We start from the raw sequence: 25,507 nt of genomic DNA on the forward strand, positions 1-25,507 counted from the left end.
TCCTGTATCGGGTGACGGTCTTGGCCAGGTCACACAAAGCGATCCGGGTACGGTATGCCCGGACAGCACACCGCCGGACCACACAAAGGTGCGGTCGGGACTGACGGAGAGGGCTGGTAGGTAGCTATGGAAGAGCCGCGTCGCCTCGGCGGCCGGTACGAGCTGGGCCAGGTGCTCGGCCGTGGTGGCATGGCCGAGGTTCACCTCGCCCACGACACCCGGCTCGGCCGCACCGTGGCGGTGAAGACGCTGCGCGCGGACCTCGCGCGCGACCCGTCGTTCCAGGCCCGCTTCCGCCGGGAGGCCCAGTCGGCCGCCTCGCTCAACCATCCCGCGATCGTCGCCGTCTACGACACCGGCGAGGACTACATCGAGGGCATCTCCATCCCGTACATCGTGATGGAGTACGTCGACGGTTCCACGCTGCGCGAGCTGCTGCACTCCGGGCGCAAGCTGCTGCCCGAGCGGACGCTGGAGATGACCATCGGCATCCTCCAGGCGCTGGAGTACTCCCACCGCGCCGGCATCGTCCACCGCGACATCAAGCCGGCCAACGTCATGCTCACCCGCAACGGCCAGGTCAAGGTCATGGACTTCGGCATCGCGCGCGCGATGGGCGACGTTGGCATGACGATGACGCAGACCGCGGCGGTCATCGGCACCGCGCAGTACCTCTCCCCGGAGCAGGCCAAGGGCGAGCAGGTCGACGCCCGCTCCGACCTCTACTCCACCGGCTGCCTGCTGTACGAGCTGCTGACCGTGCGGCCGCCGTTCGTCGGCGACTCCCCGGTGGCGGTGGCCTACCAGCACGTCCGCGAGGAGCCGCAGCCGCCGAGCGTCTTCGACCCCGAGATCACGCCCGAGATGGACGCGATCGTCCTCAAGGCGCTGACCAAGGACCCCGACTACCGCTACCAGTCCGCGGACGAGATGCGCGCGGACATCGAGGCCTGCCTCGACGGCCAGCCCGTCGGCGCCACGGCCGCCATGGGCGCCGTCGGCTACGGCGGCTACCCCGACGACCAGCCGACCACGGCCCTGCGGTCCACGGACGGGCAGGCCACGTCGATGCTGCCCCCGATGAACCCGGACGACGCCGGGTACGGCTACGACGACCGGCCCGACCGCCGGCGCCAGAAGAAGAACAACACCTCGACGATCCTGCTGGTCGTCGCGGGCATCCTGGTGCTCGTCGGTGCGATCCTCATCGGCAAGTGGGCGTTCGGGGGCGGCGGTTCGGGCGACGAGCCGTTCCCGGCACCGAACTTCGTGGGCCAGACGAAGGCCGATGCCACGCAGATGGCGGAGAACCGCGAGCTGGAGCTCACGTTCACGAAGAAGCCCTGCGAGAACCAGAAGACCGGCAGCATCTGCTCCCAGGACCCCGCGGCCAAGACCGAGGTCAACAAGGGCGACACGATCAACCTCGTGGTGTCGACCGGGGCCCCGAAGGTCGCCGTGCCCAACGTCATCGACGACGAACTGGCCGTGGCCAAGAAGAAGCTCGGGGCGGACAAGTACCAGTTCCAGGTGGAGACCACGTCCAAGGAGTCCACCCAGAAGCCGGGCACCGTGCTCGCCCAGGACCCGGACCCGGGCAAGGAGGTGGAGAAGGGATCGACGATCACCCTCACCATCGCCAAGGAGAAGAAGCAGGCCACCGTCCCGGACGTCACCGGCAAGTCCTGTGACGAGGCCAAGCAGCAGATGCAGGCCAACAACCTGGTCGGCGAGTGCCAGGACGTCGAGACCGCCGACGCCGCACAGGTCGGCAAGGTGCTCCAGACGGCTCCCTCGGCGAACTCCACGGTCGACCCGCAGTCGAAGGTCACCATCCAGATCGGCAAGGCCGCCGAGAAGCAGAAGGTGGCCGTCCCGGGTGTGACCGCCCAGCGCCTCAAGGACGCCAAGAAGGCGATCCAGGAAGCGGGCCTGCAGGTCGGCAACGTCACGGGGTCCAGTGACGACAACGCCTTCGTCCTGGCCTCCGATCCGCCGGCCGGCACCCAGGTGGACCAGGGCACCGCGGTCAACCTGACCACCACCGGCCAGGCCGAGGGTGACAACGGGGGCAACAACGGCGGCAACGGCGGCTTCTTCGGAGGCGTCACCGGCACCGTGTTCCGCACGGAGGACTAGCCGGCCGGCCCGCACCGGGCCCGTACACGACGGAGCCCCGGCACCCACCAAGGGTGCCGGGGCTCCGTCGTACGCGCTCCGTCGTACGCGCTCCGTCGTACGCGCTCCGTCGTACGCGCTCCGTCGAACGGCTTTCCGCTAGCGCAGTTCCTTCGGCGGCGTGCGGTCGCCGTCGACCTTCTCGACCCGCTCCAGCTCGCCCCAGACCACATAGCGGTAGCGGGACGTGTAGACGGGCGTGCAGGTCGTCAGGGTGATGTAGCGGCCCGCCTTCTTCGCGCCCGACTGCTTCGGGACGGCGCCCAGGACGCGCACGTTGTACTTCGAGGTCTCCGGGAGGACCGAGAAGACCTTGTAGACGTACCAGTCGTCCTTGGTCTCGAAGACGATCGGGTCGCCCTTCCTGAGCTTGTCGATGTTGTGGAACTTGGCTCCGTGGCCGTCGCGGTGGGCTGCCAGCGTGAAGTTGCCCTTCTTGTCCTGCGGAAGGGCCGACTTGACGGGGTCCGTGTAGTAGCCGGCCACGCCGTCGTTGAGGACCTCGGAGGACGTGCCCTTCTTGACGAGCACCTCGCCGTTCCGCATGGCCGGCACGTGCAGGAAGCCGATGCCGTTCCTGGTGTCCAGGGCGCCGGGGCCGCCCCGGTCCTCCAGCCAGTCGTCGCGGACCTGGTCGGCCTCCTTGTGCGCCGTGCGGTCGGCGATCACGTTCGTCCACCACAGCGAGTAGACGACGAAGAGGCCGAGCACCAGCCCGGCCGTGATGAGGAGTTCACCGAAGACACTGACGGCCATCGCGATCCGGCCGCCGCGGCGGCGCGGCGCCGGCACCTCGCCGGCGTCGGCACCGGCGTCGGCGCGCTCGTCGTGGTCCGTCCTCGCTGCCACTGTGCATCCGCCCCGTCTGGTCCGTCCCGAAATGCGTCCCGGGGCACCCGGATGGTCCGGAAGTGCCCCGGGGAAGCCGCTCCCCGCGCTCCTACTCGACGAGCGCGTCCGGCTTGCCCTTGCTGCGCGGCCGTTCCTCGACCAGCTTGCCCCAGACGATCATCCGGTACTTGCTGGTGAATTCCGGCGTGCACGTGGTCAGTGTGATGTAGCGCCCGGCGGTCGTGAAACCCGACCCCTTGGGGACGGGATCCAGTACGGCGGTGTTCGAGGGCGATGTCACCGGGAGGATCGACGCCATCTCGTAGACGAAGTACTCGTCCTGGGTCTCGACCACGATGGGGTCGCCCGGCTTGAGACGGTTGATGTAGCGAAACGGTTCGCCGTGCGTGTTCCGGTGCCCCGCGATCCCGAAGTTGCCCGTCTTGTCCTCGGGCATCGCCGTCTTCACGCTGTCCTTGTCGTAGTGGCCGACCATCCCGCGGTCGAGGACCCTCGACTTGCTGATGCCCTCCGCGATCGGCGCCACGACGTCCAGGTCGGGGATGTGCAGGATGGCGAACCCCTGTCCCGGTTCGAACGCCCCCGGCTTCCGCTTGCCGTTCGCCCAGTCCTCCTGCAGGTTGTGCGTCGCGCTGCCCGCCTGCTGGTGCGCCCGGATGTTCGACCACCACAACTGGTAGGTCACGAACAGCAGCATCAGGACGCCGGTGGTGATGAAGACCTCGCCGATCACGCGGCTCACCACGACCGCCGCGCCGGGCCGCCGGGCCCGCGCCGCTCGCCGCGCCTCCAGCCGCGACCGGGGCGCCCCCGACGGCCCGTCGGCGGACGGCTCCACGGCCGTCTGCGCGCCTCCGTGCCGCCCCCGGCGTCCGGCGGCCTTCCGGCGGGCCGCCCGGCCCCCTGGCGGCCGTACGGGATCGCTGCCGGCCCCGCCCGGGGAGCCCCCGGCCGCGCGCGGCACGTCGGCGATCCGCAGCGCCACCGTCTCGTCGTCCGGCAACCGCGGCGATACGGCCGGCTGGACGAGGGTGGGAGCCGCGTGCGGGGCGAAGGTCCCTTCCTCGTACGCGGGGACGCCCGGCGCCGGCTGGGGGGCCGCGTACGTCTCCCCGTGCCCGCGCGGGCTCCCCTGCTGCCCGTACTCGGCGTACTGCTCGTAGGACCGGGGCGTCGCCTGGTACGGCTGCGAGGGCGCCGCGTACGTGCCCTCGGCCGCCCCGTACCAGTCCCGCGCGTACCCCGCGGGGTCGTACCACTCCTCCTGGAACCCCGGCCGGGGCTGCGCGGTGAGCGGGTCCGTCAGGGGATCGGCGGTCCGTCCAGCCGGCGCCCCGAACGCCTCGGCGCCCTCGAACGCGTCAGCGCCCCCGTACGCGGCCTCGCCGCCGTGGGGGGAGCTGTCGCGCTCGGGGCGCAGCGCGGTCACGCCGTGGCCCTGCCCACCACCGGGGCGAGCCCCGCCGACCTCGCCACCGCGTCCTGGTCCCCGCACTCCGCCAGCCAGTTGGCGAGCATCCGGTGCCCGTGCTCGGTCAGCACCGACTCGGGATGGAACTGCACGCCCTCGACCCGCTGTTCACGGTGGCGCAGTCCCATCACGATCCCGTCGTGCGTGCGTGCCGTCACCTCCAGCTCGGCCGGCACGGTGAGCGGCTCGGCGGCCAGCGAGTGGTAGCGCGTGGCCGTGAAGGGGGTCGGCAACCCCGCGAAGACGCCCGTGCCCTCGTGCTCGACGAGGGAGGTCTTGCCGTGCAGCAGCTCCGGCGCGCGGTCCACCACCCCGCCGTACGCCACCTGCATCGACTGCATGCCGAGGCAGACACCGAAGACGGGGACGTCGGTCCGGGCGCAGTGCCGGACCATGTCGATGCAGACGCCCGCCTGTTCCGGGGCGCCCGGTCCCGGCGACAGCAGCACGCCGTCGAAGCCGTCCTGGGCGTGCGCCGTGGACACCTCGTCGTTGCGCACCACCTCGCACTCGGCGCCCAGCTGGTACAGGTACTGGACCAGGTTGAAGACGAAGCTGTCGTAGTTGTCGACGACGAGAATGCGCGTGCTCACTGGTCGTCCACCGTCACATCGTTGAAGGGCAGCAGCGGTTCGGCCCACGGGAAGACGTACTGGAAGAGCACGTAGACCACCGCGAGGGCCAGGACGAGGGAGATCAACGCCCTCACCCATGCGTTCCCCGGCAGATGCCGCCAGATCCAGCCGTACATGCCGTCCCTTCCGTAGCACCACGGCACCAGAGTCACGCCACACCCCACCGGACTCACGCCGTACCTCACCAGACTAACGGCGCAGCGCCTCCGGTTTCCCGGCCTCCACAGGCTGGGTGGAATCCAGATGCGCCCAGACGATCAAGCGGTGGCTGTGCCCCCACTCCGGCTCGCAGGTGGTCAGCGTGAGGTAGCGCCCCGCTCGCGTGTACCCGGACTTCCTCGGTACGGGGTCGACGACCGCGACATCGCCGGGCAGCGTCCGGTAGGGCTTCGTGTCGATCCGGTACGTGAACCAGGTCGTGCCGTCCGTCAGCACCACCGCGTCCCCGGGGCGCAGCCGGGGGAAGTCCTTGAAGGGGTCGCCGTAGGTCCGGCGGTGCCCGGCGACCGCGAAGTTGCCGCGCTGTCCGAGCCGGGCGGTGCGCGCGTAGTGCCCGAGCCCCTTCTTCAGGGTGCCGGTTCCGGTCCCCTCCAGCACGGGCTTGTTCCACGTGAAACCAAGACGCGGCACGTACATGATCGCGAACGGCTCGTCGTTCTCGTAGGGTGCCGGTTTCGCCGGGGCGGTGGCGACGGGCTCGCCGGAGCTTCCGCTTCCGCCCGGTGTGCCGGTTCCCGGGGGCGCGGGCCGGACGCTTCCCTGCGACCAGCGGTCCTGGAGCTCGTCGATCTGGCGGTCCATGACGCCGTCGGCCTTCACGCCGGTCCAGAAGAGCACATAGACGACGAAGAGCACGATCACGGCGCCGACGGTGATGCACAGTTCGCTGAGCGTCCGGACGACCACTCGCACCGACACAGGCCCCCCAGTGGCAGCTGCTCCGCTACTCCGGCCACCGCGTCCGCCCGCCGACCGCGCTACTCCACGGGCTTCGCGTAGTGGAGATCCACTGTGCCCGAGTAGCCGGGAAGAGTCACCTTCCCGTCGTCCTCGACTTTCCAGCCGAGCCCGTAGACGTTGACGTACACCATGTAGTTCTGGATCGCCGCGGAGGCGGCCAGCGCCTTCTTGAGCTTGGCCGGGTCACCGACCGCCTGGATCTTGTAGGGCGGCGAGTAGACCCGTCCCTGCAGGATCAGGGTGTTGCCGACGCAGCGGACCGCGCTGGTGGAGATCAGCCGCTGGTCCATCACCTTGATGCCCTCGGCGCCCCCCTGCCAGAGCGCGTTCACCACGGCCTGGAGGTCCTGCTGGTGGATCACCAGGTAGTCCGGCTGGGGCTCGGGGTAGCCCGGCAGCTTGGCGGTCGCGTTCGGCGGGGCGTCGTTGAGCGTGACCGTGATGGCCTTGCCCCTCAGCTTCCGGGTGCCGGCGTTCTTCTCCAGGGCGGCCAGTTTGGCGTCCTCGGCCTCCGTACGGCCGTCGTCCCGCTCGGCGAGGGACTCCACGTCGTCGCGCAGTGCCCCGTTGGACTCGTCGAGCCGCCCGTTCTTGTGGCTCCGCTCCTGGATGAGGTCGGAGAGCTTCAGCATGGACGCATCCGTGCGGATATTGGTGCCCTTGGCCGTGTTGAAGCTGGTGAAGAAGATGAGGCCCGCCAGGGCGAACACCGCTACGGTGAGCACCCGCACGGGCCGGAAACGGCGCGTGCGGCCAGGGGTGGGACCCGTCCCGGGGGAGTCGGCAGAATTGCTCAACGTACCCTTATCTCCTTAGGCGCCGCGGAAGCACTACGCTAACGGACGCCCGGGGGAGCACTCAGTGTCCCCTTGTACGCTGCCCCGGAGCCCGCCCCCGTTCCCTGCGCGGCCACGCAGCGCATCGACAGGAGAGACCCTCGTGCCGAAGTCACGTATCCGCAAGAAGGCCGACTACACGCCGCCGCCGTCCAAGCAGACGACGGCCATCAAACTGAACAGCCGCGGCTGGGTCGCCCCGGTCATGCTGGCCATGTTCCTCATCGGCCTGGCCTGGATCGTCGTCTTCTATGTGACCGACGGTTCGCTGCCGATCGACGCGCTCGACAACTGGAACATCGTGGTCGGTTTCGGCTTCATCGCGGCGGGATTCGGCGTCTCCACGCAATGGAAGTGACGTCCTTCCCGGTGGGATAACGGTGGCCCACGGCGGAGTGGACTCAGCTCTGCCCTCAGCTATCCACTGAGTTATCCACAGAAGTTTTCCACAGTGGGGAAAAAGAACGACGATCTGTGGATAACCCACCGGGTGTTGACGCCGGTGTGACTGGCCTACCGGGATGCGGAAGCCTGTTCGCCCCCTGTCCTACCTGCGAAAACGCGGGTCAGCGACAGGGGGCACAGTTGTTCCCGCACAGCGTGCACAAGATCCGCCACAGACTGTGGACAACATCGGTCACTCAGGTGAGCTGACCGGTCCTGACCAGCGTCATGACGACCACCACGGCCAGGACCAGCGCACAGGTCCCGTACTGGACGAGACTCCGCCGCTTCCGCGGGGCGTGGACCATGGCGTACCCGACGACGAGCCCCGCGACCAGCCCGCCCACATGGGCCTGCCAGGCGATGTCGGGCACGGTGAAGGTGACGACCAGGTTCACCGCGAGCAGGATCAGGATCGGGCGCAGGTCGTAGTCGCGCCGGCGCAGCAGGACGACGGTCGCGCCGAAGAGGCCGTAGATCGCACCGGAGGCCCCGACCGAGGGCTGGTTCTGCGCGGCGATCACGTACGTCAGCGCGCCGCCCGCGAGGCCGGACACGACGTAGAGCGCGAGGTAGCGGGCACGGCCGAGGGCTTGCTCCAGCGGCCCGCCCAGCCACCACAGCAGAAGCATGTTGAAGGCGATGTGCGTGAGGCCGCTGTGCAGGAACGTCGAGGTCAGCAGCCGGTACGGCTGGCCCTCCGCGACGCCCTGCAACGAGTTGAGCACCGGGTCGTAGCCCCGGCCGACGAGCTGGAAGCGGCTCGTGAACCGGTCCCCGGCCGTCTGCTGCACGAGGAACGCGGCGAGGTTGATGCCGATCAGGATCTTCGTGACGAGCCGGGGGTCCGCGGCGACCGCGCCGCCGGCGAGGGTGCGGGGCCGGGCGACGTCGGGGGCGTGCCCGGTGCCCGATCCGTTCCGCACGCAGTCGGGGCACTGGAAGCCGACCGAGGCGCTGACCATGCACTCGGGGCAGATGGGACGCTCGCAGCGGGTGCAGCGGACGCCCGTCTCCCGGTCGGGATGCCGGTAGCAGGCGGGCAGGCTCCGGGCGTCCTGCGGTCCGTGGTCACCCGGTCCCTGCGGGCTGCCTGGCACCTGGTCCATGACGGGGTCCCCTCACCTCTGCGTACGGCGGGCTGCGCGGCCGGCGCACAGCGGTCCGCCCGGGCTCCGTGCGGGCCCGTGCGCGAACGCACCGCCCCGCCCATCCCTACGGACGAACGGGGCGTTTGGTTCCCCACAGGATCCGCGGGCTCAGCCCTCGCGGGTCTCCACGACGACGGACTCGATCACGACGTCGTTGACCGGACGGTCGGTGCGCGGGTTGGTCTGGGTGCTCGCGATGGCGTCCACGACCTTCTGGCTGGCCGCGTCGGTGACCTCGCCGAAGATGGTGTGCTTGCGGGTCAGCCAGGCCGTCGGGGAGACGGTGATGAAGAACTGGGAGCCGTTGGTGCCCGGGCCGGCGTTCGCCATGGCCAGCAGGTACGGCTTGTCGAAGGCCAGGTCGGGGTGGAACTCGTCCTCGAACTGGTAGCCGGGGCCGCCGGTGCCGTTGCCCAGCGGGTCACCGCCCTGGATCATGAAGCCGCTGATCACCCGGTGGAAGACCGTGCCGTCGTAGAGCCGGTCCGTGGACTTCTGGCCCGATTCCGGGTTGACCCACTCACGCTCGCCCTGGGCGAGCTCGACGAAGTTCCGGACCGTCTTGGGCGCGTGGTTCGGCAGGAGCCGGATCTCGATGTCGCCTTGGTTGGTCTTCAGGGTGGCGTAGAGCTGCTCAGCCACGTTGTGCCTTCCGTTGCCTTCTCTGACTCCCCGATCCTCGCACGGACCGGCCTAACCGACGCCCGCCACCACTCGTCCCGGCGATTGGGTCTCTTTCTACCGGGCACCCGGATCACGTCCCCGGACAGACGTCCGGGGGTGATGTGCGCAGAAAACCGGTCGAGTCCTCCCGGATGGGGGCGCGTCGCGACGATCCGTGGCATTGTCGTCGACAAGCTCCCGTTGCCCTGTATTAATCCGCTATTGGACCTGATCGTCGCCTGATGGTCACCGATCGTCCTGTGATCGGCGACCACTCCGGGCTCGCCCGGGAGGGGGGCATTCGTGACCCGGATGCCCGTCCTCACATGCCCCGGTGGTCACTGGCGGGCATGATCCCGATAAGGGCGGAAAGGTGAAATACCGTACGCCACCGAGGAGGAGGAAACCCGTGACCCGCATCGACAGCGTGCGCGCCGCGACCGGCTCGGCAAAGGACAGCGTGCTGCACGCCGCGGAAGTGGTGGCGCCCTATGCCGACACGGCCAAGGACAGGGCCGCTCACTACGCAAACGAGGCACGCGTACGGCTTGCGCCGAAGGTGTCGCTGGCCGCCGACCAGGCCCGCGTCCAGTACGGCGCTCATCTCGCGCCGCGGCTGGAACAGGCCCGCTCGCACGTACCGCCGAAAGTCGACCAGGCCGCCCATGACGCGGCGGTCCGTACCCGCAAGGCCGCTCGTCAGGCCGCCGACTACTCGAAGCCGAGGATCGACCAGGCGGTCGCGGCGGCCCAGCCCGTGAGCAAGGAGGCCGCGGCCCGCGGAGTCGCCGCACTGGCCGCCCTGCGCGGTCAGGTCTCGCCCAAGCAGATCGAGAAGCTGGTCCGCAAGCAGCAGCGGCGGGCCAGGGCCGGGCGGATCGCCAAGGGCCTGGCCATTCTGGGCGTCGTGGCGGGCGGCGCCTTCGCGGCCTGGAAGTGGTGGGACAAGCAGGCCAACCCTGACTGGCTGGTCGAGCCCCCCGCCGCCACCGAGGTGCCGGACAACGGTCACCTCTCGGCCGTGGACGGCAGCCAGGCCGCCCTGGACCCGGAGGTACAGGCCAAGGAAGCCGAGGAGGAGTCGGCGGACCGCGACGAGCACCGCTGATCCCGGCCACCGCGCCGGCCTCAACAACGCCGTGGGGCAGAAGACTTGAGGGTCTTCTGCCCCACGGCGTTGTTTCACGTGGAACACGAACCGGAACGGCGCTTCCGGGTGCGGACAGTGGCGTTTACAGCACTCGCCCTCGATGACGTTTGCAATGACCCGCACACATGACATCCACACAAAAACCTTAACGGAGCGCATTGCGCCGGTTACGGGACGGCGGCCACCCCCGCCCCCGTAAGGCCCCCTCATCGGCGGACACGACTCCATGGAGGCGCGAGCCGCCGGCGTGACCGCCCCGCGGGCTTCGGTTTCGACTTCCCTTTGCGCAAATAAATGCAACGGAGCAAATGTTTTGCGTGTGATGCAGGTCACTCGTCCGTGCCCGCATCGCCTCCACCGGGCTCCCGGAGTCGTCGGACACCGGGAGAAACGGGGGCATAAGAAGACCGACCGGCCGCCCCATGAGGGTGGCCGGCCGGTCCGAGGTGTGGAGCCTAGGGGAGTCGAACCCCTGACATCTGCCATGCAAAGACAGCGCTCTACCAACTGAGCTAAGGCCCCGGAAGAGAACGTCCGGCCGGAGGAGACTCGCACCGGCGGGCGCCGCAGACCAGAGTACCGGGTCACCCCCGGGATCTCGCAAAAAGATAGGGGGTCCCCGTGGACGACCACTCTCCGTAAGATGCTCGGCGTGGTTCGCGGCAGCGAACCACGGTACTTGGGGAAGCGATGGGGAGACGCAATGGACGCCGCACAGCAGGAAGCGACCGCAAGAGCCCGGGAGCTGCAGCGGAACTGGTACGGGGAGCCGCTGGGGGCGCTGTTCCGTAGGCTCATCGACGATCTGGGTCTCAACCAGGCGCGTCTCGCCGGGGTGCTTGGGCTGTCCGCCCCCATGCTGTCGCAGCTGATGAGCGGTCAGCGCGCCAAGATCGGCAATCCCGCCGTGGTCCAGCGGGTCCAGCTGCTCCAGGACCTGGCGGGGCAGGTCGCGGACGGCAGTGTCAGCGCGGCCGAGGCCACCGCCCGGATGGACGAGATCAAGAAGTCCCAGGGGGGCTCGGTGCTCAGCAACACCACGCAGACGACCAGCAGTTCAGGGGCCCCGACGGTGAAGCGGGTGGTCCGCGAGATCCAGTCGCTGCTGCGTTCCGTGGCGGCGGCGGGGGACATCATCGAAGCGGCGGACACCCTCGCCCCGACCCACCCGGAACTGGCAGAGTTCCTCCGGGTGTACGGCGCGGGCCGTACCTCCGACGCGGTGGCGCACTACCAGTCCCACCAGAACTGAGCAGACCGCCCGGCGGCAACACCCCCGTGACGAAGGGTTCCTGGGCCTTCGGACGGGGAGGTGGGCAGCCGGGCACCTGACGGGGTATGCGCAGTCAGGAGACCGCACGACGGCCCGGGCAACGGCACCCGGCAACCGAGACCACCGGGCGGCCCGGACAGCGGGGCGCCTTGAAGTGCCCCGGGGGCGCGGGCACTTCGACGAGCTCCGGCCGACCGGGCACCGCGGCACGCGGCAGCCGGGCCGACTCCGAAGGGGGAGCGAGGCACGACCATGGGTGAGGTCTTCGCCGGCCGGTACGAACTGGTCGACCCGATCGGACGCGGGGGAGTCGGTGCCGTCTGGCGCGCCTGGGACCACCGGCGCCGCCGGTACGTGGCCGCCAAGGTCCTCCAGCAGAGCGACGCGCACTCGCTGCTGCGGTTCGTGCGCGAGCAGGCGCTGCGGATCGACCATCCCCATGTGCTCGCCCCGGCCAGCTGGGCAGCCGACGACGACAAGGTCCTCTTCACGATGGATCTGGTGGCCGGAGGCTCCCTGGTCCATCTCGTCGGCGACTACGGCCCGCTGCCCCCGCACTTCGTCTGCACCCTGCTCGACCAGCTCCTCGCCGGGCTCGCCGCCGTGCACGCGGAAGGAGTGGTGCACCGCGACATCAAGCCCGCCAACGTGCTCCTGGAGGCGACCGGCACGGCCCGGCCGCGGCTCAGGCTCTCCGACTTCGGCATCGCCATGCGTCTCGGCGAGCCCCGGCTGACCGAGACCAACTACGTGGTCGGCACGCCCGGTTACTTCGCGCCCGAGCAGATGATGGGCGCCGACCCCGACTTCCCCGCCGACCTGTTCGCCGTCGGGCTGGTCGCCGTCTACCTCCTCGAAGGCGCCAAGCCCGACGCCAAGGCGCTGATCGAGCACTTCGCCGCCCACGGCACGCCCAGGGCGCCCCAGAGCATCCCCGAGCCCCTGTGGCAGGTCGTCGCGACGCTGCTGCAGCCCGACCCCGACGCACGGTTCCGTACCGCGACGGGCGCGCGCAAAGCCCTGGCTTCCGCCATCGAACTCCTGCCCGAGCCGGGGCCCGACGACGAGCTGGTCGAGGTCTTCGACCAGGTGGGACCGCTGCCCGCCGGGTTCGGCCCCGAGGGACCGCTCCGCAAGGCACCGGGAGTGACACGGACGCCCCCGCTCCCGGGCTCCGCGTCCCCCGACGGCGCCGACACGACACCGCCGTGGCCGGACATCGGCGCGGCGCCCTCGCTGCCCGACGGCACCCCGATCCCCCCGCGGCCCGACGGCGGCACGCTTCCCCCGGGACCGGGCCACGGCACGATTCCGCCGCGTCCTGCCCACGGGGCGCCACTCCGCCCGGCCGGCGCCGAGACACCTCCCCACCCGGTCAACGGCGCCGTACCCCCGTATCCCGGTACCGGCCCCGGCACGGGCACCGGTTTCGGCACGGGGACCGGCCCTGGTGCGGGTACGGAGACCGGTTTCGGCACGGGAACGGGAGTCCCGCCCCACCCCGCCGCCGGCGTACCGCCCCGCCCTCCTGCGGGTGCGATACCCCCGCTCCCCGGCGGCGGCGACGGGCGCCCCCGTGCGGACGGCGGCGTTCCGGACTCCGGACCGCGCACGGAGACCGCACAGCCCGGCTTCCCCACGACCGGCGCCGGGCACCCGCAGCCCTACGAGGGCGCGATCCCTCCCCGCCCGGCCGGTGAACCCGTACTCCCCCAGGAACCCTCCGGCCAGCCGGAACAGGGCCGGCACCGGGGCGGGACGACGTACCCCGCTCCGCCACGGCACACGGACCCGACGCCGTCGGCCGTCGGTGACGACACCGCGCCCCAACCGTCCACGATGTCGGACACCGGGAGCTTCCATCTGCCGCCGCCCCGGGCCCTGGCGGAGACCCCCCGCCCGCAACCGGCCGTCCCCGTGCGGCCGTACCCGTCCCCGGCCCCCGCCGAGCTGCCGACACCGGCCCACGTGCACGCCCTCCCCTTCGCACCCACGCACGTCTCCACCGTCCACCAGCCCATGGCACCGATGACCGCGCTGCCGCAGCACGCGCTCGCCCCCACGGCCTCGTACGCCGCCCCGGCACCCGCGCCGCAGGCCCCGCGTCCGTCACCCTCGGCCGCACGGCACCGCACCAGGCGCCCGGGCCCGCCCGCGAAGGTGGCCCTTCCGATGCTGCTCCTGGCCCTCGCCTGCTTCGCCGTCGGGTTCTGGGCGCTGGCGAGGATCTGACCGGGAGGCAGGCCGCAGGAGCCTCCAGAGGGGCACACGGGCACTCTCGAAGAGAGCGGAGCGGAATCGGGACTTCCCGCCACTCCGGGCCCCGCCGATGCCGGAGACCGCGCGGTGCACGCCGTACTCGGCCCCCGTGACGGCCGCGCCCCCGGAGTCCGGGTGCATCTTTGGAATCCGGGGTTCACCCTCGGAATCCGGGGTTCAGCGGCTCCGTCTCCGCCCGGAGCCCGCACGCGCCGGGCTCGCGCGCCGGCGCGCCAGGGCCGTCCACAGGACAAGCGTGAGCACCAGCGCGCAGCCGGACCCGATCCCCGTCGCGGCGACCACCTTCATCGCGGCCTTCCCGCCGACTCCGCCGCCGTCCTCGGTGCCGTCGCCGCCCCCGCCCGACAGGCCGCTTCCCGCCGCTCCGGAGGCCGCCCCGCGGTCCTCCGCGGTGACCTCGAACGCGCCGTCCGGCCGGGCGCGGCCCAGGTAGGCCGGGCCGTCCTCCGCGTCGCCGCGCACGCGCACGCGCAGCGTCAGCGGGACCGGGCCGTCCCCGAACTTCTCGGCGACCCCGGCGCCCAGGTGCACCACGAGGTAGTAGGAACCGGCGAAGCGCATCGCGCTCACCCGGGCGCTGATCGCGTGCCGGTTGTCGTACGCCACGGGCGGCAGCACGGGCAGCGCGGCCGACCGCCGGCTGCCGCCGTACCCGGAGCCGACGTCCTCGACGAAGCCCCGCACCGGGTTGTAGAGCGCCATGGCCAGGGCGGTGCCGACGTAGCGGCCGCCGCTGCCCGCGGCGCCGAGTTCGGCGGTCGCGTAGACCTGCTGGCCCCAGTCGACGGGCACCTTGTAGAAGAGGGTCTGCCCGGCCTCGATCCCGGTCTGCCAGACGCCCTCACCGAGGGGAGCGGCGGTGCTGAAGCCGGTACCGCCCACGCGGCGCCCGGCATCGCCCAGGAGGCCCTCGGGCGGGGCAGAGTCCCAGTTCTCCGGGGCGGTCGTCGCGTCGGCCTTCCGCAGCCTGGGCTCCGTCACGTAGCCGATCTCCAGGTCCCAGTCGTCCGGGGAGGAGCCGGGCGGCCCGCTGCGCTCGACGACCGCGTAGTACGTCCCGGGCTCCTGGCACACGTACTTCGTGCGCCCGATTTCACGGGACGCGGAGGCGGCGATCGGGTGCGGGCTCTGGGTGGCTCCGATGTGGGCGGACTTGACGGAGCAGGTGGAGCCGTCGGCCTCCTGCACGGACACCTTGACGCCGTCCGCCGCCGAGACCTCGCTCCCCGGGGCGGGCACGGCCGTGGCGGAGACGTACGCGCTGGAGGCGGCGTCGAGTTCGAGGCGGTAGTAGAGCTTGCCGTCCTCGCCTATGGAACTGCGGTACGTGCCTCCGGGCTCCAGGCGGACGGCCCCGGTGGCGCCGTCCGCGCCCTCGACCGTCCTGGCGTCCTCGTCGAAGGCGTACGGGTCCGGGTCACCGGCGGAGGGGAGCAGCCGGGCCGCGTGCACGGGGGACGCGGAAACGGCTCCCGCACGGGCACCGGCGCCCTGCGCTGCACCGGCCGGCCACGACGACGGGTTCGCCGCCGCCTGTCCCGGTACCGCCGCCGTCACACCCAGGGCCCCTGTCGTGCACAGCGCCGCCACCACCGCCACCGGTGTACGGCCGCGCCTCACCGTGCGCCGCCCCATCCCGCGCCACCCCTCGTCGTCTCCCCCGGACCGTGGCCCATCCTGCCGCGCACGTCGTCACGGCGCCCGCACTCCGGTCAGGAGAGGCCGAAACGAAACTCCCGGGACCACGGCCACGAGCGGAAGCGGTGCGTTCCCCCGGGCGCCACGCGCTGAACGACCCGGCTCGGCGGGCCCGCCCGGCCCGTGACAACACAAAACCCCGACCGTGTGGACGGCCGGGGTCTGCTCTGAGACTGGTGTCGCTACTCACGAACCCGTGGGCACGGAGTCAGTCGCCTCCGTCCACAGATCCTGCTCGGCGCGATCCGCCTGGATCTGGCGGTACACGAGGAGCCCGCCGATGGCGGCCAGTGCGACCAGGAGAAGCTTCTTCACCGCGCTACCTCGTCTTTCCTTGACGTAGGGGACCTCTGGCGCCCGACTATACACACCGACCGATACCGATCGGTGACCTGCGTCGGCCCTCAACTCCCGCCCCGCGCACCCCAGTAGGACCGTAGAGCCGGGCCCCGTTCATAGGGTGACAACTCATCACACACAGTGATTTACCACCGCAGATCCGGGGTTTTCGGTCTCCATGGGTCCATCCGGGTGGTGTTCATCTGAACATCGACGCGCCACGGGCGTCGGTCCACCACTTCGCGGCGCTCATACACATCATGAGGAAAGTACGCAAATCGCCCAACCCGAAAGTGAGGGGCCATGGCCCAGAACAAGGTCATGAAGCTGTGGATCGCCATCGTCACCGCCTTCCTCGCGGTGTGCACGACGCTCGGACTCATCACGACCGCCGCGGCCGCCGCGGTACCGCAGGCCGAGGCCCCGCGCAACACCGGCACCGCCGTGACCGTGCCGACGGCATCCCCCTGGGCCTGGTCCTACAGCCGGTCCCTGCCCCCCACGATGAAGCAGCGCATCCGCGCCGAGGCCCACGGCTCCTCACCGAGCTGCCGCCACCGCGCGACCGACGACGAGGCCGCGACGGACACGGACGCCCCCTGCGACGACGACTCCCCCGCCGAGGCCGCCCCGGAGCCCCTCACACCCCTCCAGCACTGAGCCCGCGGCACCACCACAAGGCACGCCCCTGACGTAGCGGCGAACTTGCGTACAAAGCCACACAGGGCGAAGGCCCGGCGACTCCTGCGAGTCGCCGGGCCTTCGACGTTCCAGGCTCTTCGGACCCTCACCGCTGCCCCCGGCCCAGCGGACCACGGCACCGGCCGGCACGACGAACGCCTCATGTCACGGCACTTCCACGACAGACCCCTAGGCAACTTCTGAGGCGGCAACCGCCCGGGCGACATCGTGTACCTGGACGGGCGGCCCGGGAGGGACAACCGAGTCGCCAGTTACCGGGAACCGGCCGATACTGGTCGTATGGCCCAGAAAACCGCGAAACCTCGTGGGCCGTCCACCTTGACGGTCAAGGGGCGGGACTACCGGTTGCGTTCCGTCGGCTTCTTCGTGCTCGCAGCCCTCGCCATCTGGTTCATCGCCGCCAACACCAAGTCGGTGACCATCCGGCTCTGGATCTCCGACGTCACCCTCCCCCTGTGGATCGTCCTGACCGCGACGCTCCTCGTCGGCATCCTCCTGGGCCTGCTGATCGCCTACCGCAGGGCCCGCAGGTAGTCGCCTGGAAGGCGGTTCCGGCCAGGGCCGGCGGCGGGGAGGCCAGGCCCTCGGCCCCAGGAGTCCTGCAGACGCCGAAGACCCCCGATCCATCCGGACCGGGGGTCTTCGCACTGTGGGGCTAACAGGATTTGAACCTGTGGCCTCATCCTTATCAGGTCGATGATCGGAGGGTGTTGGCGCTCGTCAGCCCTAGCGCCTCCCAGGCCGGCGATCCGCTGGTGTTCGGCGGGAACCGTCGCCGTGCGCCCCTGTTGGTGTCAGCCGCTGGTGTCAGGTCGAGGCACAGAGTGGAAACCCAGCTGTCCCAGGAGTTGTGCTCATCTCCACACCACTCGCGGGCAGAGCCATGCTCACCTAACGATGGACAGGCGGGGCCTAGAAGCGACTGGGGGCACACCACGACCGGCTCCGGCCCGAACCGTGACCACCAATCCGAAGATCCAGCTACTGAGCTCTTGGGTACTGACGTCTAGATCATCTGCAACTTGACGAGTCGAAATACCCTTCCCATGCGCCATATTGAACACTTTCTCCAAAAGCTGCGATTTTTCGCGAGTAGGAATACCCCGAGGTTCCGAAGACCGGTAACCCTTCTTACTCAGCTCAATACACGCTTTGCGATAGTGCCAATCCGACAACAGATCAAGATCGTGCAGCCGATACGTGAGCGCCATGGCTGCAACTTTCCAAATCCTCTTAGCCTCAATAATCTGAGATGGCAGGGGCGACTTCGGAATGAGATTCTTAACGCTAGCCTGTGGCATCAGAAAGGCGCTGGCGAACGAGTTAGCTTCTTTCTCCGCAGGAGGGCCGTGAAGACCCCGTTCTTCACCATGGAGCACAAGGTGGCCTAGCTCGTGGGCCACATCGAACCGTCCACGCTCCGGACTCTTCAGAGTACTCAAGAAAATGAAGGGCGTACCATTCCGCCAGAAGGAAAAGGCGTCCACATCAGAAAACTCGGGGGGCAGTGAGAATACCCGCACGCCGCGCGATTCGACCAAGTGAACCATGTTCGAGATCGGCGCATCACCCAAACCCCAGCGTGCCCTAAGAACGTCCGCCGCAGACTCAGGGTCGAGACGACCCAAAGTAGGCAGTTGCGCGGCTGGCAGCTTGTAGCGGGACTCAATCCAGTCGTTCAACTCCAACGCCAACGTGCTGGCAGCGAGTGCCGCATCCCTTGGCGCCGCAGCCAGCTTGCTACGCGCCCGAAACGACACGGCATCTAGCGGCAATAGCTCGACGTCGCTTTTCCGAAAGAACGATTCCGGGAAGTCTAGTGCGGCTGAGATCCTTGCAAGCGTCTCGCTCGTAGGGTCGGTGCGCCCAGTCTCATAGTTGGACAGGCTCTGAAGACTCACCCCCACGCGCTCGCTGAGTTCCGCGAGGGTGAGCCCCCTTCGCTTGCGAGCGATGGCGATACGCGAGGAAGAAACCATCTGCTACCGCCACCCTCACATATGACCGGATTGCCCCTATCTCACCACTCTTCGACGGGAACGTCGAAGCCAGCGTCGCCCTCAGGGTAATCGAACGTCCTTTTGAATCGAATAGCAGGAAGGAGGATCCTCCGGTCCCAGCTATCGATCTTGCCCTTGGCACCCACCCTACTGGGGAGGGACAGTTCGCTCCGCACCTCGATGAAGCCCTGCTTCCTCGCTGCGTACCGGTAAGTCAACAGGTACCACGTCGTCAAACGTGCGTACTCGTCCTCCGTGAGCTCCGCCTCGGCCTCTTCCTGGTGGGGCAGCGGGAACAGGCCCGGTTCGAGGTCCTGGTTGCGAGCCACCAAGGACTCCTTCGCGACCCCCGCCGGCCTGTGACTTCGAGGCTGCGGCTTCCCCGGCAGTCCTGTGCGGGCATCGCCCAGCAAGACCCCAATGGCCATCGTCTTGGCGGGGTTGACTGTGAGCGGGGACTGCTTGGGGTCGTAGCGCTTCCAGCCCTCCTCGGTCCTGAGCAGGTAGCGCAGGGTGCGAACACGGGCGAAGTAGTCAAAGGTGCCCGCAGCGTTGGCAGCGTCGTCCTCCGTGGCGCCAGCCCGAGCCTCTTCCCCCTCGCTGATCAGGCGCTCGAAGTACTCGTACTTCAAGCCCAGTTCCGCGAGCTGAACTTCGTGGCCGCCGCTTTCGTCGGGCCTGGCCCAGGCGTTCTCGCTCACACACCCCTCCCTGGGGTTATAAGAACGCTCCCTCTGGTGAGGGGCGATTTTTATAAGCGTAGCGTCCCTCACTGACAACTGTCGGCTTGATTGGTAGTCAAGTCCCTTTGTAAGCAGGCCAGTCGGTGTGCCGACAGGTTCCGACGCGTCCCTTACTCACGACTCACCCGCGCTCCCATCCCGTCCGCCGTCGACCCACACACCGTGGAGCGGGCGTGGTTCATGGCGTCCAGGTGGAGCGCGCCACTGTACGAACGACCTGGACGCCATGAACCGCGTCTGCTCGGCTCTGCCTGGGTCGGCGGTGGACGGGATGGGAGCCCTCCGGGCACCCCCCTACGGGCCCGCGGCCGCGAACGGCGCCCCCTCCATCCCGGTGCCGGCCGATCCCCCGCCGGAGGCATCGTCTTGACCGTAGGCGGCGCAATGCGGTGATCGACTCATGGCTTCCGGCCCTATCCACATGTGAGCGCGCGTCGGCGGCGGCAGCGCCGAGCGGGCCGAAGGCAGGAGCGCGGGCGCAGCCAGAGCCGGGAAGCGCGCCCGGCGGAGCGGAGCGCAGCCGGGGCTTGATGAGGTAGAGAAACCTGTAACAGCTCTCGCTCTTGCTCGGATCAAGCCGAAGGCGCGTCGGTGGCCATGAGTCGGCTCGTGAATCCGGCTTGGCACAGGCGCTCGTACGCATCGGCCACGTCGGCGGGCACCGGTTGGCTGATCATGAATCCCTGCTCGGGGTAGATCATCAGTCGTTGAAGCGCACCGACCAGCATGTCGATCACTAGGCGGGCGTCGCCGATGGAGTCGACGTACTGGTCGAGCGTCATCGGAGTGGAAGCGCTGACGATCTCGACTTCGGGCCAGAGCTTGCGTGCGGTGGCGTACGCTCGCCGCTCCTCGTACGGCTTGCTGATCATGAGCACCGAGGACACCTCGATGCCGGCCTCTTCCAACAGTTCTCGCGAGAAGCGGATGTTCTCACCCGTGTTGCGAGCGCGAGGCTCTACGAGAACGGCCGTACTGGGGACACCGAGTTCCAATGCCCGCTCCCGGTAGTGCACCGCTTCACCGCGGGGCATGCGTTCCCGTGTCGTGGGGCTGGTGGCACCGGTGAACAGGAGTAGGGGAGCCATGCCGCGCTTGTACAGGTCCACTGCCGTGTCGGCCACTCCCAGGTCGTGGCTCCCGAGCCCGATGGCAACCGAGCACGGCCGGGGTGAGTGACCCATCTGGTGGTAGTCCCATACGCGCCGGGCGTCTGCCCAATCCTGTGTCGAGATCACTGCTACCCCTCACTGTCCTTCGCTGAGTCGGGCACCTTGAAGTCGTACTCCCACGCGAAGCGCGATGCCGCGTGTACCCCGATGGCGTACTCCACGACGATGCCCGCGGCCGTGTAGGTCGTCCGGTGCAGCTCGACGACCGGTTCGCCCGGCGGTAGCTGGAGCTGCTTCACCTCGTCCGGTGTGGCAGCACGGGCGAAGAGTCGCTCCTTCATGTGGTCGATCTCGTAACCCGCGTCGTACAGCACGCGGAACCCTCCGCCTCGGCCGGCGGGCCCCGGCGTGGGGTCTACCAATCGAGTGCCTTCGACGTGCTCGGGCCGGTAGTAGCTGGTCAACGTGTGTGTCGGCTGATCGCCTTCCTTCACCAGCCGCGCGCGGGCGTAGACCTCGGCGCCTTCCGGCAGTTCATGAGCGGCTGCCACTTCCGGTGGCGCTACGACGCGGCTGACCGTCTGGGTCTGCTCGTTCCGGCGGTACCCCCGGCCGGAAGCCACACGGTCCGCGATGAAAGCGACCTCGTCGCCGTCCCGCCACTTGGCCTTGTCGTACCTGGCGATGCCGAGCCGCTTAAGAGGCACTCGCTCGCGCACCACGGTTCCGTGACCGCGAGACGACGTCACCAGGCCCTCGGCCTCAAGCGCCTTGTATGCCTGATGGACGGTGGACTTGCTGCCCTCGCCTGCTGCGACCAGCTCCCTGATCTGCGGGAGCTGCTGGCCGGGGGCGTACTCACCCCTCTTGATCTGTTCAGCCAGCTTGTCCGCCAGCTCCCGCCACTTGGGCGCCATTGCATGACTCCTCTCAACCCGTCCAGTCAAGCACAGTCCCAGGACTGTTGACAGTCCTAGGACTGCGTGCCACAGTCGTGGCAAGCCCACCGCAGTCCCAGGACAGCGGGAAGGAATGGCCTTCTTTGGGCTGCTCCAAAGCTTCAAAACAGGGAGTGCTCATGCCGTCGTTCAAGATCGACCTTTCGACTGCCGTCGTGTTCGTGGCAACCGCGCCGGAACCGAAGATGGCGAACAAGAAGACCGGTGAGCGGGCCATGGACCGGGACAACCCGAGCCTGGGGCTGTCCACGGTGGGCCTGCTGGTCTCGGACGAGGGGGAGGGCAACCTCTACCAGGTGACCGTCCCGGAGAACGGCTACCCGGAGAACCTCGTGCCGGGGACGCCCGTCAAGGTGCACGGCCTGAAGGCACGGGACTGGGAGAACGAGTTCAACGGCCAGAAGCGGCACGGGATCTCGTTCCGCGCGGTCGCGATCACCCCGGCGGCCTGATCATGGCTGACCTGACGATGTGCCTGGAGGCCGCGGGGGCGTTAGCGGGGGCCAGCGGTCTCGGCTACGCGAGAGTACGGGCCCCGCAGGTCTACTGGTCGCTGGTGGGCATGCCGCTCACCTGGGGCCGGTTCACCTTCTCGTACCGGTCGACTATGGATGTGTGCGGGCTGACGGTTCAACCGTCCGGGCTGCGGGCGTTCATGACACGCAGCGTCGCTCGTCGCGAGGTCCAGCCGGTACCGCCGAAGATCCGTCGTGTCCGGCCCACGTCGACCGGCCTGCGGGTGACGCTGCGGCTTCCGGCCGGCCTGGAGCCCGCCGACGTGACGGCTTCCTCCGAGCGGCTGCGGCACGCCTGGGGTGTGCACTCCGTGACCGTCGTTGAGACGAAGCCCGGGTTTGTCGAGCTGCGCATGACCGGTTATGACGTGCTGCGCCAGGTGCGGATGCCACGCAAGGCTGCCCCGCACGATCTGGTGGTGCCGGTGGCGTTGCGGGAGGACGGGACCGCATTCGAGCGGGACTACCGCAAGGCCCCGATGGCGCTGACGCTGGGCGCGAATCACTCGGGCAAGTCGATGTATCAGCGGAACCTGATCAAAGGGCTGGCTCAGTTGCCGGTGGCGTTGGTCGGTATCGACTGCAAGCGCGGGGTGGAACAGTCCGCGTTCGCTCCCCGGCTGTCGGCCCTGGTCACCACTCCCGACGATGCCTCTTCCCTGCTCGCGGTCCTGGTCGCGGAGATGGAAGACCGCTTCGACCTGCTGAGCCGGAACGGGGTCTCAGACGTGTGGGAGCTGCCCGAACGTCTGCGGCCGGTGCCGGTCGTCGTCCTGGTCGACGAGGTGGCAGAGCTGTTCTTGATCTCGGCGAAGAAGGACGAGGAACGCCGCGAGCGGATCGTCACGGCGCTGATCCGGCTGGCGCAGATGGCCCGCGCGGTCGGGATCTACCTGGAAATCTGCGGGCAGCGCTTCGGCTCCGACCTGGGCAAGGGCGCCACCATGCTCCGTGCCCAGCTCACAGGCCGTGTCGTGCACCGGGTCAACGACAAGCAGACCGCCGAAATGGGCCTGGCGGACGTGGCCCCGGACGCCGTATTGGCTGCCGGTCTGATCCCGATGGAGCGCCCCGGGACGGCTGTCGCGGTCGACTCGACGGGCGGCTGGTCGAAGATCCGCACCCCGCACACGTCCCGCGCGGAAGTGATCGCAGCCTGCCAAGAGTTCGCCCACTTGGTCCCGGACTTCCCCGCCCTCGACCCGTTCCGGCCTCTCGTGCCCACCGAGGCGCCGGTGGCCGGTCCGTCGCTGGTCAAGCCGCGCCCGGTCACCGACTGATCCCCACGGCCGGGCGGCCGGCCACCGCTCCCCGCTCCTTCCCTCGCCCAACCCCCCTCGAAGGGAGGTGCCCCCATGCCCCGCTCGATCCGTATCGACGCCGTGCTGGTCCAGGCCGTCATCGCCGGCGCGCTGTCCTTCGCCCACTTGCATGACCTGGCCGAAGCCGCCGGACAGTCCGGCTGGAAAGCCTGGGCCTACCCGATCTCCGTCGACCTGCTCTTGGTCGCCGCCTGGCGCCGATTGCGCACGGCCCGCCGGGACCGCTCCGCCTGGACCTGGTTCGTCATCGCCCTGTTCGCCTCGCTCGGCGCGAACATCGCGACCGCCGGACTCCTCGACCTGGCCCACGTGCCCGACTGGCTACGCATCCTCGTTGCTGGCTGGCCCGCCCTGGCTTTCCTCGGCGGAACTCTCCTGGTCCACACCCCGGCCGACAATCACGGCCCTGCTCCTGCACAGCCTTTGGACGACGAACCGGCAGGTCCGCCGGAAGCCGACGTCACACACTCTGACGCTCCTGCGGCACCCGCCCCGTCCGAGCTGCCACCGGCACCGTCGCAGCCCGCGGTACCGGCCGCGCTGCTGGATCACGCCCGCAAGCTCGCCGACGCACACCAAGCGTCCACCGGTGCCCCGATGCCCGCGGAGGCCCTTTCGGCCCGGCTCGACCTGCCCGCGCCGATGACCGACGCAATCGCCGCCCAACTCCAGCTCACCTGACCAGGAAGGAGAACTACCCATGAGCGTCTACCGCCGCTTCCGTAACCGGATTCGGATCGGGCCCGTGCAGGTCGGCACGTACTACGACGGTCGGGGCCGCGAGATGCACACCGCCGCCTGCACCGCCCCGCGCTGCGGCTTCTCCGCCGACTACCACGACCGCTCCGCCGCCGAACTCGCCGCCCGCACCCACCGCTGCAAGGCATAGGAGGACACCGCGTCATGGACGTCCCGCTCTGGCTCGCGCTGCTCGTCGTCGGCTTCCTCGGCATCAAGCTCATCCGCCCGCCTTGGTGGCTGGTGGCTGTGCTCCTCCTCGGCGGCTACCTCCTCGCCGACAGCCTCCTGTCCCCGGTCATCGACACCGCCGTCAAGTAACCCGCGAAAGGAGATCCGCCCATGTTCCGTCCCAAGCTCCCGACCATGCCGCAGCCCACGGGCCTGGCCACCCCGCCGATCCTGGTCGAGCCGACCAGCATCACGCCGGGCACCCCGGCATCTCGGCCGGCCCCGGTCGCTCCGGCCTCAACCCGTTCCACGATCCAGGTCACGCCCGGCACCGTGCTCGCCCTCGTCGGCGGCGGTACCGCCGTCGTCCTCGTCGTCGGTGCGGTCTTGGTCTCGATGCTCCTGGCGGTCGCCATCACGGGCGTGTCCGTCGCCCTGGTCGCCGTCGTCCTGCGCCTGCTCGTCAACGACATGCACAAGGGACGGTGAGCTATGGAAACCGTGATCGCCGCCGCCTTACCGGCCCTCGGCTGGGCCCTGCACGGCAGCCTGCTCCTGCGCCGCCTGTCCACCGCCCGTCGCGACCCGCTGACGGGCCTTCACACCCGGGTTGGCTTCACCACCCGCGCCGAACATCTGCTCGACAGGAACCCGGCCGCGCTCGTCATCCTGATCGACCTGGACGACTTCAAGGCCATCAACGACACGCACGGACACCCCGCCGGTGACGCCGTCCTTACGGCGACCGCCCGCCGACTACGTGACTGGTGCGCCGGCCATGGCATCGCCGCCCGACTCGGCGGAGACGAGTTCGCGGCCATCGTCACCGACCCTGCACGCACGCCCGGAACAACGGCACTGCGGACCGCCCTCGACCGACCCGTCGCCCATGACGGACAACTTGTGCCGGTCTCCGCCTCGGTCGGCCTCTGCCACCGCACCGACCTGCCGGTCCCCGCCCTTACCGACGCACTATCGGCGGCCGACGCCGGGATGTACGCGGCCAAGGGCCACGGAAGGCGCAACGTCCACAACTGAACGGCCCCCGGAGCGGCCTCGGTCGCCAAACTTCCGCCGCTCCGGGCGCCTGCACCCAATCCAGATCCAAGGGACCTGAAAGGGAAGCCCCATCATGCCCCAGCACGCCCAGCCAACGCGGGTCTGCCGCGACTGCGATGGCTTCGCCTCCGCCGCCATCGCCACCGGCACCCGCCGAACCGACGGCATCCGCGCCACCCTCCGCGTCACCTGCCCGACCTGCCAGGGCACCGGCCGCACCGTCGCCGCCGCCTCGCTGTACCGCGCAGGGCGGTGA

General features: G+C 69.5%; 29 protein-coding genes and 1 tRNA gene. 15 read left to right on the forward strand and 15 right to left on the reverse strand.

Features of this window, described 5'->3' with window-relative positions; translation table 11 throughout:
- The first annotated feature begins 126 nt into the window (after positions 1-126).
- Positions 127-2,139 carry a Stk1 family PASTA domain-containing Ser/Thr kinase gene (pknB, locus tag ACWGIS_RS13105; RefSeq protein WP_453362472.1) on the forward strand — a complete coding sequence of 671 codons (2,013 nt, stop codon included), beginning with the start codon at positions 127-129 and terminating at the stop codon, positions 2,137-2,139.
- Positions 2,140-2,277: 138 nt separating this feature from the next.
- On the opposite strand, the gene ACWGIS_RS13110 is transcribed toward pknB, so the two are convergent.
- The 6 genes from ACWGIS_RS13110 to ACWGIS_RS13135 all read right to left on the reverse strand — a co-directional run bounded on the left by ACWGIS_RS13110 (position 2,278) and on the right by ACWGIS_RS13135 (position 6,893).
- Positions 2,278-3,027, reverse strand: a complete 750-nt coding sequence (locus ACWGIS_RS13110) for a class E sortase (protein ID WP_453362473.1) — start codon at positions 3,025-3,027, stop codon at positions 2,278-2,280.
- Between the two features lie 91 nt (positions 3,028-3,118).
- Entirely contained in the window at positions 3,119-4,459 is a 1,341-nt protein-coding gene (locus tag ACWGIS_RS13115) for a class E sortase (protein WP_453362474.1), read from the reverse strand.
- Entirely contained in the window at positions 4,456-5,094 is a 639-nt protein-coding gene (locus tag ACWGIS_RS13120; protein WP_453362475.1) for an aminodeoxychorismate/anthranilate synthase component II, read from the reverse strand. The genes ACWGIS_RS13115 and ACWGIS_RS13120 overlap by 4 nt, the downstream gene beginning before the upstream one ends.
- Positions 5,091-5,288: a hypothetical protein gene (locus ACWGIS_RS13125; RefSeq protein ID WP_356163697.1), complete on the reverse strand. Its 198-nt coding sequence runs from the start codon at positions 5,286-5,288 to the stop codon at positions 5,091-5,093. The genes ACWGIS_RS13120 and ACWGIS_RS13125 overlap by 4 nt, the downstream gene beginning before the upstream one ends.
- 37 nt (positions 5,289-5,325) lie before the next feature.
- Positions 5,326-6,048, reverse strand: a complete 723-nt coding sequence (locus ACWGIS_RS13130) for a class E sortase (protein WP_453362526.1) — start codon at positions 6,046-6,048, stop codon at positions 5,326-5,328.
- A 65-nt stretch (positions 6,049-6,113) separates the two neighbouring features.
- Complete coding sequence (locus tag ACWGIS_RS13135) at positions 6,114-6,893, reverse strand: DUF881 domain-containing protein (RefSeq protein WP_453362476.1); 780 nt, start codon at positions 6,891-6,893, stop codon at positions 6,114-6,116.
- Positions 6,894-7,035: 142 nt separating this feature from the next.
- Here ACWGIS_RS13135 and crgA point away from each other — a divergent pair, with 142 nt between their 5' ends.
- Positions 7,036-7,290, forward strand: a complete 255-nt coding sequence (crgA, locus tag ACWGIS_RS13140) for a cell division protein CrgA (protein WP_453362477.1) — start codon at positions 7,036-7,038, stop codon at positions 7,288-7,290.
- Positions 7,291-7,573: 283 nt separating this feature from the next.
- On the opposite strand, the gene ACWGIS_RS13145 is transcribed toward crgA, so the two are convergent.
- A complete protein-coding gene (locus tag ACWGIS_RS13145) occupies positions 7,574-8,485 on the reverse strand; it encodes a rhomboid family intramembrane serine protease (protein WP_453362478.1) in 912 nt (303 codons plus the stop codon).
- 150 nt (positions 8,486-8,635) lie between these two features.
- Positions 8,636-9,169, reverse strand: a complete 534-nt coding sequence (locus ACWGIS_RS13150) for a peptidylprolyl isomerase (protein ID WP_453362479.1) — start codon at positions 9,167-9,169, stop codon at positions 8,636-8,638.
- 430 nt (positions 9,170-9,599) lie between these two features.
- Here ACWGIS_RS13150 and ACWGIS_RS13155 point away from each other — a divergent pair, with 430 nt between their 5' ends.
- On the forward strand, positions 9,600-10,298 hold the full coding sequence (locus ACWGIS_RS13155) for a DUF5324 family protein (RefSeq protein ID WP_453362480.1): 699 nt from the start codon (positions 9,600-9,602) through the stop codon (positions 10,296-10,298).
- Positions 10,299-10,789: 491 nt separating this feature from the next.
- Here the strand turns inward: ACWGIS_RS13155 and ACWGIS_RS13160 are convergent.
- Positions 10,790-10,862, reverse strand: a tRNA-Ala gene (locus ACWGIS_RS13160).
- A 181-nt stretch (positions 10,863-11,043) separates the two neighbouring features.
- Here ACWGIS_RS13160 and ACWGIS_RS13165 point away from each other — a divergent pair.
- Together ACWGIS_RS13165 and ACWGIS_RS13170 are read left to right on the forward strand one after the other, a co-directional pair.
- Positions 11,044-11,592, forward strand: coding sequence for a helix-turn-helix domain-containing protein (locus ACWGIS_RS13165; RefSeq protein WP_453362481.1), 549 nt, complete (start codon positions 11,044-11,046; stop codon positions 11,590-11,592).
- 273 nt (positions 11,593-11,865) lie between these two features.
- Positions 11,866-13,845, forward strand: coding sequence for a protein kinase domain-containing protein (locus ACWGIS_RS13170; protein ID WP_453362482.1), 1,980 nt, complete (start codon positions 11,866-11,868; stop codon positions 13,843-13,845).
- Between the two features lie 204 nt (positions 13,846-14,049).
- Here ACWGIS_RS13170 and ACWGIS_RS13175 read toward each other — a convergent pair whose 3' ends face one another.
- Positions 14,050-15,345, reverse strand: coding sequence for a hypothetical protein (locus tag ACWGIS_RS13175; RefSeq protein ID WP_453362483.1), 1,296 nt, complete (start codon positions 15,343-15,345; stop codon positions 14,050-14,052).
- A gap of 432 nt (positions 15,346-15,777) precedes the next feature.
- Positions 15,778-15,906 (reverse strand): DLW-39 family protein, encoded by a 129-nt coding sequence (locus ACWGIS_RS13180; protein ID WP_003999697.1) that lies wholly within the window; start codon positions 15,904-15,906, stop codon positions 15,778-15,780.
- Positions 15,907-16,233: 327 nt separating this feature from the next.
- Here ACWGIS_RS13180 and ACWGIS_RS13185 point away from each other — a divergent pair, with 327 nt between their 5' ends.
- Together ACWGIS_RS13185 and ACWGIS_RS13190 are read left to right on the forward strand one after the other, a co-directional pair.
- Entirely contained in the window at positions 16,234-16,590 is a 357-nt protein-coding gene (locus ACWGIS_RS13185) for a DUF6344 domain-containing protein (RefSeq protein ID WP_453362484.1), read from the forward strand.
- A 321-nt stretch (positions 16,591-16,911) separates the two neighbouring features.
- A complete protein-coding gene (locus ACWGIS_RS13190) occupies positions 16,912-17,166 on the forward strand; it encodes a lipopolysaccharide assembly protein LapA domain-containing protein (protein ID WP_453362485.1) in 255 nt (84 codons plus the stop codon).
- Positions 17,167-17,519: 353 nt separating this feature from the next.
- Here ACWGIS_RS13190 and ACWGIS_RS13195 read toward each other — a convergent pair whose 3' ends face one another.
- The 4 genes from ACWGIS_RS13195 to ACWGIS_RS13210 form a co-directional block, all read right to left on the reverse strand.
- Positions 17,520-18,611 carry a helix-turn-helix domain-containing protein gene (locus ACWGIS_RS13195; protein ID WP_453362486.1) on the reverse strand — a complete coding sequence of 364 codons (1,092 nt, stop codon included), beginning with the start codon at positions 18,609-18,611 and terminating at the stop codon, positions 17,520-17,522.
- 41 nt (positions 18,612-18,652) lie between these two features.
- Positions 18,653-19,333, reverse strand: a complete 681-nt coding sequence (locus ACWGIS_RS13200; protein ID WP_453362487.1) for a hypothetical protein — start codon at positions 19,331-19,333, stop codon at positions 18,653-18,655.
- Positions 19,334-19,947: 614 nt separating this feature from the next.
- Positions 19,948-20,613 carry a YdcF family protein gene (locus tag ACWGIS_RS13205; protein ID WP_453362488.1) on the reverse strand — a complete coding sequence of 222 codons (666 nt, stop codon included), beginning with the start codon at positions 20,611-20,613 and terminating at the stop codon, positions 19,948-19,950.
- Positions 20,614-20,615: 2 nt separating this feature from the next.
- Positions 20,616-21,404, reverse strand: a complete 789-nt coding sequence (locus ACWGIS_RS13210) for a GntR family transcriptional regulator (RefSeq protein ID WP_453362489.1) — start codon at positions 21,402-21,404, stop codon at positions 20,616-20,618.
- A gap of 161 nt (positions 21,405-21,565) precedes the next feature.
- On the opposite strand from ACWGIS_RS13210, the gene ACWGIS_RS13215 reads away from it, so the two are divergent.
- The 8 genes from ACWGIS_RS13215 (at position 21,566) to ACWGIS_RS13250 (ending at position 25,507) form a co-directional block, all read left to right on the forward strand.
- Positions 21,566-21,898, forward strand: a complete 333-nt coding sequence (locus ACWGIS_RS13215; RefSeq protein WP_385642369.1) for an SCO3933 family regulatory protein — start codon at positions 21,566-21,568, stop codon at positions 21,896-21,898.
- A 2-nt stretch (positions 21,899-21,900) separates the two neighbouring features.
- Entirely contained in the window at positions 21,901-23,241 is a 1,341-nt protein-coding gene (locus ACWGIS_RS13220; RefSeq protein ID WP_453362490.1) for an FtsK/SpoIIIE domain-containing protein, read from the forward strand.
- 75 nt (positions 23,242-23,316) lie between these two features.
- The gene (locus ACWGIS_RS13225; RefSeq protein ID WP_453362491.1) at positions 23,317-23,964 is read left to right on the forward strand and encodes a DUF2637 domain-containing protein; all 648 of its coding nucleotides are present in this window, start codon (positions 23,317-23,319) and stop codon (positions 23,962-23,964) included.
- Positions 23,965-23,983: 19 nt separating this feature from the next.
- Positions 23,984-24,172 (forward strand): mobile element transfer protein, encoded by a 189-nt coding sequence (locus tag ACWGIS_RS13230; protein ID WP_031017547.1) that lies wholly within the window; start codon positions 23,984-23,986, stop codon positions 24,170-24,172.
- Positions 24,173-24,186: 14 nt separating this feature from the next.
- Positions 24,187-24,342, forward strand: a complete 156-nt coding sequence (locus ACWGIS_RS13235; protein ID WP_383553680.1) for a hypothetical protein — start codon at positions 24,187-24,189, stop codon at positions 24,340-24,342.
- Between the two features lie 21 nt (positions 24,343-24,363).
- Positions 24,364-24,681: a SpdD-like protein gene (locus ACWGIS_RS13240; RefSeq protein WP_453362492.1), complete on the forward strand. Its 318-nt coding sequence runs from the start codon at positions 24,364-24,366 to the stop codon at positions 24,679-24,681.
- 3 nt (positions 24,682-24,684) lie between these two features.
- Positions 24,685-25,230, forward strand: a complete 546-nt coding sequence (locus ACWGIS_RS13245) for a GGDEF domain-containing protein (RefSeq protein ID WP_453362493.1) — start codon at positions 24,685-24,687, stop codon at positions 25,228-25,230.
- Positions 25,231-25,324: 94 nt separating this feature from the next.
- On the forward strand, positions 25,325-25,507 hold the full coding sequence (locus ACWGIS_RS13250; protein ID WP_453362494.1) for a hypothetical protein: 183 nt from the start codon (positions 25,325-25,327) through the stop codon (positions 25,505-25,507).

It is taken from the genome of Streptomyces sp. NPDC054842 (assembly GCF_053611025.1).

What these genes read in the sequence shown, in the direction of transcription:
- pknB (WP_453362472.1), top strand. Translation starts at nt 127, where the DNA reads ATGGAAGAGCCGCGTCGCCTCGGCGGCCGGTACGAGCTGGGCCAGGTG.
- ACWGIS_RS13145 (WP_453362478.1), bottom strand. Translation starts at nt 8,485, where the DNA reads ATGGACCAGGTGCCAGGCAGCCCGCAGGGACCGGGTGACCACGGACCG.
- ACWGIS_RS13165 (WP_453362481.1), top strand. Translation starts at nt 11,044, where the DNA reads ATGGACGCCGCACAGCAGGAAGCGACCGCAAGAGCCCGGGAGCTGCAG.
- ACWGIS_RS13170 (WP_453362482.1), top strand. Translation starts at nt 11,866, where the DNA reads ATGGGTGAGGTCTTCGCCGGCCGGTACGAACTGGTCGACCCGATCGGA.
- ACWGIS_RS13185 (WP_453362484.1), top strand. Translation starts at nt 16,234, where the DNA reads ATGGCCCAGAACAAGGTCATGAAGCTGTGGATCGCCATCGTCACCGCC.
- ACWGIS_RS13190 (WP_453362485.1), top strand. Translation starts at nt 16,912, where the DNA reads ATGGCCCAGAAAACCGCGAAACCTCGTGGGCCGTCCACCTTGACGGTC.
- ACWGIS_RS13195 (WP_453362486.1), bottom strand. Translation starts at nt 18,611, where the DNA reads ATGGTTTCTTCCTCGCGTATCGCCATCGCTCGCAAGCGAAGGGGGCTC.
- ACWGIS_RS13210 (WP_453362489.1), bottom strand. Translation starts at nt 21,404, where the DNA reads ATGGCGCCCAAGTGGCGGGAGCTGGCGGACAAGCTGGCTGAACAGATC.
- ACWGIS_RS13215 (WP_385642369.1), top strand. Translation starts at nt 21,566, where the DNA reads ATGCCGTCGTTCAAGATCGACCTTTCGACTGCCGTCGTGTTCGTGGCA.
- ACWGIS_RS13220 (WP_453362490.1), top strand. Translation starts at nt 21,901, where the DNA reads ATGGCTGACCTGACGATGTGCCTGGAGGCCGCGGGGGCGTTAGCGGGG.
- ACWGIS_RS13225 (WP_453362491.1), top strand. Translation starts at nt 23,317, where the DNA reads ATGCCCCGCTCGATCCGTATCGACGCCGTGCTGGTCCAGGCCGTCATC.
- ACWGIS_RS13230 (WP_031017547.1), top strand. Translation starts at nt 23,984, where the DNA reads ATGAGCGTCTACCGCCGCTTCCGTAACCGGATTCGGATCGGGCCCGTG.
- ACWGIS_RS13235 (WP_383553680.1), top strand. Translation starts at nt 24,187, where the DNA reads ATGGACGTCCCGCTCTGGCTCGCGCTGCTCGTCGTCGGCTTCCTCGGC.
- ACWGIS_RS13240 (WP_453362492.1), top strand. Translation starts at nt 24,364, where the DNA reads ATGTTCCGTCCCAAGCTCCCGACCATGCCGCAGCCCACGGGCCTGGCC.
- ACWGIS_RS13245 (WP_453362493.1), top strand. Translation starts at nt 24,685, where the DNA reads ATGGAAACCGTGATCGCCGCCGCCTTACCGGCCCTCGGCTGGGCCCTG.
- ACWGIS_RS13250 (WP_453362494.1), top strand. Translation starts at nt 25,325, where the DNA reads ATGCCCCAGCACGCCCAGCCAACGCGGGTCTGCCGCGACTGCGATGGC.